At 68.9% G+C, this 12,403-nt stretch carries 9 protein-coding genes; 4 read left to right on the top strand and 5 right to left on the bottom strand.

Translation table 11 applies throughout. The features are described from left to right. Positions 1-41 precede the first annotated feature (41 nt). Both ACFWIW_RS34925 and ACFWIW_RS34930 read right to left on the bottom strand, forming a co-directional pair. Complete coding sequence (locus ACFWIW_RS34925) at positions 42-821, bottom strand: DUF3800 domain-containing protein (RefSeq protein ID WP_378372378.1); 780 nt, start codon at positions 819-821, stop codon at positions 42-44. A gap of 32 nt (positions 822-853) precedes the next feature. Further along, positions 854-1,645 carry an ArsR/SmtB family transcription factor gene (locus tag ACFWIW_RS34930; RefSeq protein ID WP_378372379.1) on the bottom strand — a complete coding sequence of 264 codons (792 nt, stop codon included), beginning with the start codon at positions 1,643-1,645 and terminating at the stop codon, positions 854-856. Positions 1,646-1,861: 216 nt separating this feature from the next. Between ACFWIW_RS34930 and ACFWIW_RS34935 the strand changes: the two genes are divergently transcribed. Further along, entirely contained in the window at positions 1,862-2,239 is a 378-nt protein-coding gene (locus ACFWIW_RS34935) for a hypothetical protein (protein WP_378372380.1), read from the top strand. 104 nt (positions 2,240-2,343) lie between these two features. Here the strand turns inward: ACFWIW_RS34935 and ACFWIW_RS34940 are convergent, their stop codons facing one another. Both ACFWIW_RS34940 and ACFWIW_RS34945 read right to left on the bottom strand, forming a co-directional pair. Further along, positions 2,344-3,279, bottom strand: a complete 936-nt coding sequence (locus tag ACFWIW_RS34940) for a glycoside hydrolase family 6 protein (protein ID WP_378372381.1) — start codon at positions 3,277-3,279, stop codon at positions 2,344-2,346. A gap of 28 nt (positions 3,280-3,307) precedes the next feature. Further along, entirely contained in the window at positions 3,308-5,875 is a 2,568-nt protein-coding gene (locus ACFWIW_RS34945) for a glycoside hydrolase family 9 protein (protein ID WP_378372382.1), read from the bottom strand. A 218-nt stretch (positions 5,876-6,093) separates the two neighbouring features. Between ACFWIW_RS34945 and ACFWIW_RS34950 the strand changes: the two genes are divergently transcribed. Continuing rightward, positions 6,094-7,122, top strand: coding sequence for a lytic polysaccharide monooxygenase (locus tag ACFWIW_RS34950; RefSeq protein ID WP_378372383.1), 1,029 nt, complete (start codon positions 6,094-6,096; stop codon positions 7,120-7,122). 119 nt (positions 7,123-7,241) lie between these two features. Here the strand turns inward: ACFWIW_RS34950 and ACFWIW_RS34955 are convergent, their stop codons facing one another. Further along, complete coding sequence (locus ACFWIW_RS34955) at positions 7,242-7,787, bottom strand: hypothetical protein (protein ID WP_378372384.1); 546 nt, start codon at positions 7,785-7,787, stop codon at positions 7,242-7,244. Between the two features lie 211 nt (positions 7,788-7,998). Between ACFWIW_RS34955 and ACFWIW_RS34960 the strand changes: the two genes are divergently transcribed. Continuing rightward, positions 7,999-10,938, top strand: coding sequence for a glycoside hydrolase family 48 protein (locus ACFWIW_RS34960; RefSeq protein ID WP_378372385.1), 2,940 nt, complete (start codon positions 7,999-8,001; stop codon positions 10,936-10,938). A gap of 59 nt (positions 10,939-10,997) precedes the next feature. Continuing rightward, positions 10,998-12,302, top strand: coding sequence for a cellulase family glycosylhydrolase (locus tag ACFWIW_RS34965; RefSeq protein WP_378372386.1), 1,305 nt, complete (start codon positions 10,998-11,000; stop codon positions 12,300-12,302). The last annotated feature ends 101 nt before the right edge of the window (positions 12,303-12,403 follow it).

Consider the following 12,403-nt stretch of genomic DNA (forward strand, 5'->3'; position numbering starts at 1 on the left):
GCAACCGTCCAGCCGAGCGATTCGGCGTGCCATGGAGTGAATCAGTCCCAGAGGGACGCCGGATCGACATACGGCGCGAGCAATCCGGTCAATATCCCGTCACCGTTCCCGTTCAAGGCGTCCTCGGCTATCCGGCGGGCGGCACCGACCAGGAAATCGGCGACCTGCACCCGCGGATCCGTCCGCGAATCCACGAACTTCACCCCGGCCAGTCCGGGGCTCGACTCGATACGGGCGAGCCGGTCGCCTTTCAGCGACGGTTGTTCGTCGTGGACGAGGAAGACCGGCTCTCCTCCCGCACTCCAGTACTCGATGGCGCGGAGGATCGCGGGCACCAGCGGATCGAGGACTTTGCCGTCACGTGCCTCCGCGACCTTCGCCCTCAATTCCGCGGTGTCCCCGGCCATCGCGAAGAACGATCCCGCCGCCGGATCCCGGCGGTTCCTGGTCCGCAGCACGTCGTTGAACGCGGCGAGGAGTTCGTCGTCCGGCCGGATCTCCGCACCGGCGAGCGCGCGGAGTTCGTTCGCCAGCAGCCGTTTCTTGTCCACGAGGTACACGTGCGCTCGCCCGTGGACCGGGCCGATCGGCCCGAGGAACCATTCGAGGACCCGCCGGTGCTTCGTGCGGAGCAGATGGTTCGCCTTGTACTCGACGGCGGGCGAACGGATCCTTCGCCGCAGTTCGACCAGGCAGGCGGCGGCCTCTTCGAGACTCAGCCGGACCCCCGCGTGCGCGAACACGTCGGTCTCCCCGCCGATCAGTTTCCCGCCCTCGGACCCGGACTCGTCGCAGGCGATCTCCAGGGGCACGCCCCGCATCGTGCCCGATCACCCCGGCGGCGTCGACCGGGTTACGCGGGTTCGGGCAGCGGCTCACCGGTCTCGAGCAGCGTCTTGAGGCTCGACAGGATCGACGGCCAGCCGCCCTTGACCATCTCCAGCGCGGTGCTGCCCTGGTCGAAACCGTCGTGCACCACGGTCAGTTTCACCGTGTCGCCGACGGGTTCGAGGTCGAAGGTGACCTTCGACCGCGATTCCGCCTGGAGTTTCGCCGAAACGTCGTCGTCGAGGCCGACGGACTTGGCGAACTCCGGCGTGAAGGTGTGCCAGGTGTAGGAGAGCCGCCGGTACGGGTCGGCTTCGAGGATGACCTGTTCGGGGTCCTCCAGCTTCACGCCGAGCTGCTCCCAGGCCATCGTGGAGCCGGGTTTCCAGTCCGAAGTGAACTCACATCCCCAGTACCGCTTGGTGAAGACGGGATCGGTGAGCGCCTGCCAAAGCCGCTCCGGTGTCGTCCTGATGTAGCTGGTGTACACGAATTCGTCGGTGCTCATGGGTTCCTGCTCCAATGCCTTCTTGAGGTCGGCGAGCGCGTCGACGCGGCCCTGGTGGTAGCGGTCGATCCAGCGCTCGGCGATCGCGTTGATCGGCTCCGCGTTCACGTAGTGCAACTTCTCGCGGCCACGGCGCACCGTGGTCACCAGATTGGCCGCTTCCAGCACGGCCAGATGCTTGCTGACCGACTGCCGCGCCATGTCCAGCCCCGCGCACAGCTCTCGCAGGGTCTGCCCGTTGCGGGCGTTCAGGTCGTCGAGCAACCGCCGCCTGCTCGCGTCGGCCAGCGCCTTGAAGACCTCGTCCATGCCGCTCTCCCTGATATGCAGCCTCTTGGCTGCCTTTTCAGGTTAGGCAGCCGTGCGGCTGCATGTCAAGCCCACGACAACCTCGTGAGTGGCAAGGACGGTTAGAACCGTCCTTACCACTCACGAGCCGTGGGCATGGGGGCCCGCGAACGCCCTTGTCACGTTTCCGGTGGCTCCCTCGTCCAGGTGGTGACACGTCCACTCGAAGGAGTTCACATGCCGACCCCGTTGCGCGTCGCGATCGCCGTGCAGACCCTGGCCGTCTTCCTCACCCCGATCTCCGCCGGTCTCCTGCTGACCATGCCGAGTGGCCACACCCTGCACAGCGCCACGGCCTACACGCTGTTCGTCGTCTCGATGCTGCACGTGCTGACGGCGGTCCTCGTTTGGCGGCCGGGCGGCGGCTCCGCCAAGCCGATCCTGCCCGCGGCCGTGTTCCTCGGCCTCACGCTGCTGCAGGTGTTCCTCGGGATCGCGCACGTGACGGCGGTCCACGTCCCGCTCGGTGTCCTGCTGTTCGGCTTCAGCCTCGTGCAGCTGAGCCGGATCCGCCCGGCGCGGGAAGCGGCCGAGGCGGCCGTCTCGGAGGCCTGATCCGCCCTGAGCCGCCAGTGCCGAAGGCTCCCTTCACCGCATTAGACGCGGCGAAGGGAGCCTTCACCCCACCACCCGGCCCCGCCCTGGGAGGCGCGCCTGAGTCAGGAAGTCGCGAGTTCGTAGGCGCGTTGCGGGACGAACTGGCCCGCCGCCGCGATACAGCCGTCGGCCTCGCCGGGCGGCTTCACCCACAGGAAAGCGTCGATCCGCCAGTCCCCGGTGTTCGTGGTGCTGGCCGTCCCGATCCGGCGGCCCGGCGGATCACACCACTCCGAACCCGCGGGTCCGTTGCCGTTGCGGCTGGTGTCCACGACCGCGCGCAGCCTGCCGTCGCCGATCCCGGCGAGCACCGCTCCCGCGAAGGCCACCTCGTCGGCGGTCCTCCGGTAGTTGGAAACGTTGGTGGAGATGCCATCCGCGGCGGCGGAGATCTGGGCCGCCCGCAGCCGCGCGGCGGCTTCACCCGGCGACAGCCAAGCGGAATGCCCGATGTCGAAGTACACCTTCGCCGCCGCCGACCCGGCCTTGAGCCGTTTGCCCGCGTACGCCATGGACGCACTGGTCTCGGCCTGCTGCCCGGCGTTCTGGCAATTTGTCATCAAGGGCAGGACGTCCGGTTCGAGCACGATGGACGCCGGCCGCCCGGCGAGACCGGCCGCCACTTCGTCCACCCAGGCGCGGTAGGCGGCGTGCGACGGCGCGCCGCCGGAGCTGGCGCCACCGCAGTCGCGGTTCGGGATGTTGTAGACCACCATGATCGGGATCTGGTTCGCGGCCGCGGCGGCGCCGACGAAGGCGTCGACCTGCGCGCGCACCGTGCCGGTGTTCGTCGTGGTGAACCAGCGCGCCTGTGCCACGTTCGCGATCCGGTCGCGGATGACCGCGGCCCGGCCGTCGTTCGGGTTCGCGGCGACCCACCGGGCGGCGCTGGTCTGCGGGTCGACGTAGAACCCGGACGGCGCGGCCTGCGCGGTCCCCGCGGTCAAGGGGACCACCGCGAGCGCGGCGATCACCGCGGTGACTGTCTTGAGTGTCATCACTACCTCCGGAGGATCGTCGGGAAACTCAGGCGGGAGCACACCGGTCGCCGTCGACGCTGAACTCCGTCGGCGACCGGTGGGTGCCGGTGTTGTTCGCGTTGAAGCCGATCGACACCGACGCGCCAGGCGCGACCACGGCGTTCCACGACGCGTTGCCCGCACGGACGGCGGCGCCCGTCTGGCTCCACGCGGCGCTCCAGCCGTGCGTGAGCCGCTCCTCACCGCCGAAGGCGAAAGTCAGCGCCCAGCCGTCCCACGCGGTCGTGCCGGTGTTCTTCACGGTGAGCGCCGCGGACAGCCCGGTCTGCCAGGTCGACGCCGTGTACGTCACCTGGCAGCCCGCCGCCGGCGCCGTGGCGGAGTGTTCCGCCACCCAGTTCGACAGCCACGCGAACGCCGAGTTCCAGTTGACCGTCACCTCGTTGAGCGAGTACGCCTCGATGTGGTCGACCCAGCACCGCTGCGGCGCGCAGCCGGGCAGCAGCCGCTGCGCGACCGGGTCCTGCAACGCGCTGTTGGGCCCGCCGGACAGCACACCGGGCGGCGCGATCGGCAGCGACGCGTCCTTCTGGTTCGCCCAGTGCCGGTGGTGCACGTTGCGCACCGGCCGGTCACCCCAGCCGGAGACGTAGGAGAAGTCGACCGGGTTGCGGCCCAGCAGATAGTCCATCGCGACGAAGGCGCCGTTCCGGTATTTCACCGCGTGGGTCAGGTCGTGGGCGAGGCCCAGCAGCATGCCGTTGTTGGCGACCAAACCGTTCGATCCCCACTCGTATCCGCCGTCGCCGGTCCGGTACGGCGCCGGATGTCCGGCGGACGCCATGTCCGCGAGGTGCGCGTCCGCGGTCGTGACGATCGCGGACCGGATGTTCTCGGTGGACACCCCGCGCGGTGCCAGCACGAGGGAAATGTCGCCGAGCGCGCCCGTCGCGCCCCAGTCGAAGCCGCGCGCGTTGAAGCTCTTTCCGCCGAACAGCGGGGAATCCGTCACATCGGCGCGGTACCGCCCGGTGGTCACGTACAGTTCGGCCGCGGCCCAGTAGAACTCGTCGGTCACCGTGGGATCGCTGTAGGAGCCGCCGCCGACGCCGTCGTCCGGGTCGGCGATCATGCCGGGGTGCGCCTTCGCCGCCGCGTAGGCCTTTTCGGCGGCGGACAGCGCGCGGACCGCGAACTCGGCGTCGTAGGGAGCCCACAGTCGCGACGCCTGTGCCGCCACCGCCGCGAGGTTCAGGGTCGCCGCGGTACTCGGCGCGGACAGCCTGCGCGGCTGGGCGTCCTGATGCGGCAACGTCGGCAGGCCGGTCCACTGCTCGTCGTGGATCTTGTGGTGGGCCATCCCGGACAACGGCCGTCCGTCGGGAACCTGCATGCTCAGCAGGAATTCGAGTTCCCACCGCGCCTCGTCGAGCACGTCCGGCACGCCGTTCGACCGCTCGGGAACGGCGAGGGTGCCGTCACCGAGCGCAGCTTTGTCGCCGAACAGAGCCGCCCGCTCGTAGGCGTTCTGCAGCTGCCACGCGGCGATGCCGCCGTTCACCACGTACTTGCCGTGGTCGCCGGCGTCGTACCAGCCGCCGCGTACGTCGAGGGTGTACCCGCAATCCAGGTCCGCCCGGCAAGGTACGTCGTCGTCCCCCCGGTTCGGCGCCACGTTCACATGTCCGGCGGGCCGCGCGTATTCCTCCCCCACGTACCGCGCTTCGATCGGTGTGCCGCTGCGCTGGTGGTAGAAGAACGCGAGCGAGTCGTACCGCAGCCGGTTCATGACCGTCGGGGAGATGTCGAACGGGCGGCTCACGTCTTCGCCGACGCTCAGCGTGTAGCCGCTGCCCTGCCGGTCGTAGGACGAGAAGTCGATGGTGTGGACGTTCTCGTCCGACGCCGCGTCGTGGCCCTTCGGAATGGTCTGGCCGGTGGCGACGGACGCACCCGCGCCGTCCCGCAGCGTCCAGGTCAACGGGGTGGCCGAGCCGGTCGCGAGGCTCGCCTGTTTGGGCAGGCCCGGCACGTAACCGACCTGGTTCACCCGCAGCGGCCCGGCGGGTTCCACGCCCGGTGGCGGCAGCACGCCACCGACGAGCGAAACGTTGTCGACACAGACGGTGTTGCCGAACGATTGGCCGCCGAACCAGAACGCGAACTGGCCGTTGCCCGCCGCCGGGAAGTCCAATGTGGACACGAAGGTCAGTGTGAAGGTCTGTTTGACGGGTGTGACGGTCACGTCGGTCCGCGCGATCTGCCGGTACGGATCGACGGCCTCTCCCGCGACCGCGGAAAGCGGTTGCGCCACGGTCGCCCGCGCGTCGAATTTCAGCGTGTAGGACCGGCCCGCCTCGTACGGCACGCCGTTCTGTCCGGACAAGGCGTCGTATCCGTTGGCCGTGCCACCGGTGACATCGACGCAATATTCGCCATCCGTCACGGAGCCACGGGTGTTCGCCCCGGTCCACCAAGGGTCGGCGATACCTGCCGAGAAGTCGCCGTTCACAATCCGCTCGTACTCCGCCGCCGAGGATGATGCCCCCGGAGCGACGGTGACGGCCGCGATGAGAACAGCGGGGAGCAGCACACGCCAATTGTCGATCACCACGTCGTGATCCTTTCGGAAGGCCGAATTCTTGGGAGCGCTCCCACAAGTTAACCCGGCGCCGCCCGGCAGGGAAGACCGTTACGCGAATTCGCCGATACCGGACTATTCTCACTCGTTCGGCCCTGTTCCCCCGACGCCGCGCCCACGCTAAGGTGCCGACACTGGGAGCGCTCCCAGTCCCTTGCCGGAAAGAAGGCGCTATGAGACGCAGAAAGGCAATGACCGCGATACTGGCCGCCGTCACCACGATGGCGGCCTGCCTCGTGACCGCGACACTGAACGCTCCATCGGCGTCGGCACACGGCGCGCTGATGAAACCCGGCAGCAGAACCTTCTTCTGCTGGCAGGACGGACTGACACCACAGGGAAACATCGTCCCGAAGAACTCGGCGTGCAAGGCGGCCGTCGCGCAAAGCGGGGAGAACTCGCTCTACAACTGGTTCTCCGTGCTCCGCTCGGACGGCGCGGGCCGCACCGAGGGATTCATCCCGGACGGGCAGCTCTGCTCGGGCGGGAATCCGAACTTCGCGGGTTACGACCGCACGGGGAACTGGCCGGTGACCCATTTGACGGCGGGCGCGTCGTTCGGTTTCTCCTACAACGCGTGGGCCGCCCATCCCGGCTGGTTCTACCTGTACGTGACCAAGGACGGCTACGACCCGAGCCGGGCACTGCGCTGGGACGACCTCGAGGAACAGCCCTTCCTCACCGTCGATCACCCGCAGGTGAGCGGCAACGTCGGCAGTGTGGACGGCCAGTACAAGTGGACCGGCAACTTCCCGTCGGCCAAGTCGGGCAAGCATGTCGTCTACTCGGTCTGGAAGCGATCCGACAGCGCCGAGACGTTCTACGGCTGCTCCGACGTCGTGTTCGACGGCGGCAACGGCGAGGTCACCGGTATCGGCGTCGTCGACGATCCCCCCGATCCCGGCGAGCCGCCCAACGGCGCGTGCACGGCGAAATGGACGACGACCGGTAACTGGAACGGCGGGTACCAAGCGGAAGTGACCGTCACGAACCCGGGCACGGCGACGCTGTCCGGCTGGCGGGTCGGCTGGACCGTTCCGGCGGGGCAGACGATCAACAGCGTCTGGAACGGCACCCTCACCCTGGACGGCGCGCGGGCCACCGTGGGCAACGCGGGCTGGAACGGATCACTACCGGCGGGCACCACCCGCTCGTTCGGGTTGAGCGCCAACGCGACGGGGAGCGTCGCCGCGCCGGAGCTCACCTGCTCGAGCCCGTAGCACCGGTGGCCGAAGGGGGACCTTCCCCCCGTCTCACGCGGCGAAGGACGCTTTCCCCGCATCGCATGCGGGGAAAGCGTCCTTCAGCCCCCGCCGCCCGCGAGCACCCGACGGCGGCTTCAGTGGTGCCCATGTCCGTGCTCCGGGTTGGCGAACACGCATCCCGGCACGTCCGAAGGCACCTGACGCACCCGAGGATCGGGTGTGCCACACCGGAAGTAGTACAGCCCCAGCTTGCTCACCCCCAGAAATCCCGCGGAGACCGCGAACCCGTTCCCGAAGGCGAAGGCCGGTCCGTCGGCGACCTCGCCCGCCGTCATCGCCTTGTGCCAGGATTCCTGAAATCTTCGCTGCTCGTCGCCCGCGAAGAGGAGAAGGCCGACGACCGGGAATTCCGGGGACACCCGGCAGGTGGCCCATTCGGCCACATGCGGCTGAAAGCGCGCGGCGATGTCCGGCCCGGCGAACGTGCGCAGCTCGCCGATCTCCCGGCGGGAGACCTCCGCGCAATTCCCCGCCGTGTCGTCGATCCAATCGATCAGATCGTCCATTGTGGTCAGTCGGGTGCCGAGTGCCTCGGCGCCGGCGGTGGCCGTCGGCGCGGGCGCGGAACAGCCGGCGAGTATTCCGGCGGAGATCAACAATGTGGTGACGAGTCGCCTCATGCCTTTCTGCTCTACTCCGAAAATCGCCGGATCACAACATCTTCCCGAACACGCCCTTACAAATCGGACGGTCCGCCGCTACGCTCATGAGAGCGCTCTCAGACTCACCCGCTCCCGCTACTCCGGCCCAGGGCCATTGCCTGCCCACGTGGCCCTGGGCCGGTTCCACCTCTTTGAGGTTGCCGGTAATCCGCTCGGACGAGGAGGTCCTGTGAGATCACGACCACTGGCGCGCTCGACGAGAGCACGTCCCGTCACGGCGCTGGCCGCCACCGTCGCCCTCGCGGCGGCGGCCACCGCCGGTGTCGCGCCGGCGGCCACGGCGGCCGCGGTGTCCTGCACGACGACGTACAAGATCAGCAGCGAATGGGACAACGGTTTCGGTGCGACGGTTTCGATCCGAAACGAAGGCGGCGACGCCATCCCCGACTGGAACCTGACCTGGAGCTTCGCGGACGGACAGCGGATCACCCAGCTGTGGAACGGTACGTACACGCAGTCCGGTGGCGCGGTGAGCGTCCGCGGCGCGGACTGGCAGCGCGGCATCGGCCCCGGCGCGTCCGTCCAATTCGGCTTCAACGCGGCGAAGTCCGGTGCCGTGAACCGGGTGCCGACCGACTTCAAGGTCAACGGCGTCAGCTGCGCCGGTCCGAACGCGGCACCGGCGGTGCGGCTCACGAAGCCGGAGAACAACGCGGCGTTCGCCGTGTCGTCACCGATCGAACTGGCGGCGTCCGCCGCGGACAGCGACGGTTCGGTGTCGGCGGTGGAGTTCTACGCGGGCACCACGCGGCTCGGCTCCGATACCACCGCCCCGTTCGAGTACACCTGGACCGGCGCGACGGCAGGCGAGTATTCGGTCACCGCGCGGGCGATCGACGACCTCGGCGCGGCAACGGTTTCCGCACCGGTCGCGGTGCGAGTGCTGGCCGCGCCGTCGGTCGTCGCCACCCCGTCGACGGTCCGCGTCAAACAGGGCGGATCGGCGAGAGCGGATGTGAAACTCGCGACCCGGCCGACGGGTCCGGTCACGCTGAACGTGGCACGCACGGCTGGCAGCACCGACCTCACGGCGGCGCCCGCGACGCTCACGTTCGACCAGAACACCTGGAACACGGCGAAAACCGTGACGATCGCTTCCGCGGCGAACGGCGGCGCGCTCGCCACCGCCGCCTTCTCGATCACCGGGCCCGGCCTCACCGCGGCCACCCTCGACGTGGCGGAGATCGACGCCTCCGCCTCGGACTACCGGGCCGCTTTCCTGGAGCAGTACCACAAGATCAAGGACGCGGACAGCGGTTACTTCCGGAACTTCGGCGGCCTGCTCGTGCCGTACCACTCGGTGGAGACGCTGCTGGTCGAGGCGCCGGACCACGGGCACCAGACCACGTCCGAGGCGTTCAGCTACTACCTGTGGCTGGAAGCCGCGTACGGACAGCTGGAGGGTGACTGGACGCCGTTCAACCAGGCGTGGGCGTCGATGGAGAAGTTCATCATCCCCGCGCACGCCGACCAGCCGACCAACGACAAGTACAACGCCGCCGACCCGGCGACCTACGCGCCGGAGCATCCGAGGATGGACCGGTATCCGGCGGTCCTGGACGGCGGCGTCCCCGTCGGGTCCGACCCGATCGCCGGCGAATTGCGCCAGGCCTACGGCACCTCGGACGTCTACGGCATGCACTGGCTGCTGGACGTCGACAACACGTACGGATTCGGCCGGTGCGGCGACGGCACCACCGCGCCCGCGTACCTCAACACCTACCAGCGCGGGTCCAGCGAATCGGTGTGGGAGACCATCCCGCAGCCTTCCTGCGACACGTTCGCGCACGGCGGGCCGAACGGGTACCTCGACCTGTTCACCAAGGACGCGAGCTACGCCAAGCAATGGAAGTACACCAACGCGCCCGACGCCGACGCGCGTGCCGTCCAGGTGGCGTACCTCGCCAGCCAGTGGGCGACCGCGCAGGGCAAGGGCGCCCAGGTGGCCGACGTGGTGAAGAAGGCGTCGAAGATGGGCGACTATCTGCGGTACGCCATGTTCGACAAGTACTTCAAGAAGATCGGTGACTGCGTCGGCCCCAGCACGTGCCCGGCGGGCAGCGGCAAGAACAGCTCGCACTACCTCATGTCGTGGTACTACGCGTGGGGTGGCGCCACCGACACGTCGGCGGGCTGGGCGTGGCGTATCGGTGACGGCGCGGCGCACCAGGGCTACCAGAACCCGCTCGCCGCGCACGCGCTCGCCAACGACCCGGCGCTCAAGCCGCTCTCGGCGACCGGCGCGACGGACTGGGCGGAAAGCCTGGACCGGCAGCTGGAATTCCTGCAGTGGCTGCAGTCCGCCGACGGCGGCATCGCGGGCGGCGCGACGAACAGCTGGGACGGCCAGTACGCCACTCCGCCCGCCGGTTCGCCGACGTTCTACGGGATGTACTACGACCATCAGCCCGTGTGGCACGACCCGCCGTCCAACCGGTGGTTCGGGTTCCAGGCGTGGGGCCTGGAGCGGGTCGCCGCGCTGTACCAGCTGACCGGGGACGAGCGGGCGAAACGCATCCTCGACAAGTGGGTGCCGTGGGCCATCGCGAACACGACGGTCGGCTCCGGCGGGGACTTCCGGATCCCGTCCGACCTGGAATGGACCGGCAAACCCGACACGTGGAACCCGGCCGCGCCGGGGAGCAACGCGAATCTGCGGGTCCGGGTGCTGAACCACAGCCAGGACGTCGGCGTCGCGGCGTCGTACTCGAAGATCCTGCTGAACTACGCCGCCCGGTCCGGGAACGCGCAGGCGCGGACGGTCGGCGAAGGTCTCCTCGACGCGATGCTCGCGCACACCGACTCGATCGGCATCGCGGTCCCGGAAACACGTACGGACTACAACCGGTTCGACGACGAATACGACTCGTCCACCGGCGAAGGTGTGTACGTGCCGCCGGGCTGGACCGGGACCATGCCCAACGGTGATCCCATCGCCGCGGGCGCGGACTTCCTGTCCATCCGGTCGTTCTACCGGGATGATCCACAGTGGCCGAAGGTCCAGTCCTATCTGGACGGTGGGGCGGCGCCGACGTTCACCTACCACCGGTTCTGGGCGCAGGCGGAGATCGCGACCGCGTTCTCCCTGCACGTGCAACTGTTCGGCTGAGCCCCAGGCCCCGCCGGCCGCCGCCGGCGGGGCCTGGCCTCCCACACACGAGGATGGCGATGAGGAGAACGCTGGCCGTCGTGGCCGCCCTGCTGGCCGTTGTATGCCCACCGGTGTCCGCGTCCGCCGCACCGGCCGGGTTCCACGTGTCGGGCGGAAAACTGTACGAGTCGAACGGCGCCGAGTTCGTGATGCGCGGCGTCAACCACGCCCACACCTGGTATCCACAAAGGACCAGCTCTTTGGCGGATATCAAGGCCCTGGGCGCCAACACGGTGCGGGTGGTGCTCGCGTCCGGCCAACGGTGGGCGAAGAACGACACCGCGGACGTCGCCGCCGTGGTGTCGTCGTGCAAACAGAACCGGCTGATCTGCGTCCTGGAAGTACACGACACCACCGGTCACGGCGAACAATCCGGCGCGGCGACCCTCGCGCAGGCCGTGGACTATTGGCTTTCGGTGCAGAGCGCGCTTGCCGGGCAAGAGAAGTACGTGATCGTCAACATCGGCAACGAACCGTACGGCAACAGCGGCTACCAGACCTGGGCGCCGGACACCTCCGCCGCCGTCCAGCGGCTGCGCGCGGCGGGCTTCGGCCACACGCTCATGGTGGACGCGCCGAACTGGGGCCAGGACTGGACGTTCACCATGCGCGACAACGCCGCCGCGGTGTTCGAGTCGGACCCGGACCGCAACACGGTGTTCTCCATCCACATGTACGGCGTCTTCGACACGGCCGCCGAGATCGACGACTACCTCGGCCGTTTCCGCGCCGCGGGACTCCCGATCGTGGTGGGCGAGTTCGGGCACGACCACTCCGACGGAAACCCCGACGAGGACACCATCCTGGCGACCACACGAGCCCAAGGCATCGGCTACCTTGGCTGGAGCTGGAGCGGAAACGGCGGTGGCGTCGAGTACCTGGACATGGTCACCGGTTTCGACCCGGCGCAGCTCACCGGCTGGGGCGAACGGATCTTCAACGGCGCCGACGGAATCAAGGCGACGTCCCGCGAGGCGACCGTGTACGGCGGCACCGATCCCGGCGCGTGCACCGTCGGCTACCGCGTGATCGGCCAGTGGCAGGACGGCTTCCAGGCCGAGATGACGGTGACCAACCGCCAGGCCACCGCGATCGACGGCTGGCGGGTCCGGTGGACCTTCCCGGCGGGACAACGGGTCACGAACATGTGGCACGCGGTGCCGTCGCAGACGGGTGCGGACGTCGTCGCGGCCAACGCTTCGTACAACGCACGCATCCCGGCGGGCGGCTCGGTCACGATCGGTTTCACCGGCTCTTGGACGGGCGGTAATCCGTCGCCGAGCACCTTCGTGCTGAACGCGACCACCTGCGCGGTGACGTGAGCGGTGACGTGAGCGGCGTTCGCGATGTCGGGCGAAGGCGGCCGGCGTGTTGCGAAAGCCACTTTCGCAACGTTGAAGGTTGGGAAAGTGGCTTTCGCAAC

Origin of the sequence: Amycolatopsis sp. NPDC058340, from assembly GCF_042723975.1 — a bacterium.
GTDB lineage: Bacteria > Actinomycetota > Actinomycetes > Mycobacteriales > Pseudonocardiaceae > Amycolatopsis.

Bases quoted from the DNA above. Each gene is read 5' to 3' on its own strand.
- ACFWIW_RS34925 (WP_378372378.1), bottom strand. From the start codon at position 821: ATGCGGGGCGTGCCCCTGGAGATCGCCTGCGACGAGTCCGGGTCCGAG.
- ACFWIW_RS34930 (WP_378372379.1), bottom strand. From the start codon at position 1,645: ATGGACGAGGTCTTCAAGGCGCTGGCCGACGCGAGCAGGCGGCGGTTG.
- ACFWIW_RS34935 (WP_378372380.1), top strand. From the start codon at position 1,862: ATGCCGACCCCGTTGCGCGTCGCGATCGCCGTGCAGACCCTGGCCGTC.
- ACFWIW_RS34940 (WP_378372381.1), bottom strand. From the start codon at position 3,279: ATGACACTCAAGACAGTCACCGCGGTGATCGCCGCGCTCGCGGTGGTC.
- ACFWIW_RS34950 (WP_378372383.1), top strand. From the start codon at position 6,094: ATGACCGCGATACTGGCCGCCGTCACCACGATGGCGGCCTGCCTCGTG.
- ACFWIW_RS34955 (WP_378372384.1), bottom strand. From the start codon at position 7,787: ATGAGGCGACTCGTCACCACATTGTTGATCTCCGCCGGAATACTCGCC.
- ACFWIW_RS34965 (WP_378372386.1), top strand. From the start codon at position 10,998: ATGAGGAGAACGCTGGCCGTCGTGGCCGCCCTGCTGGCCGTTGTATGC.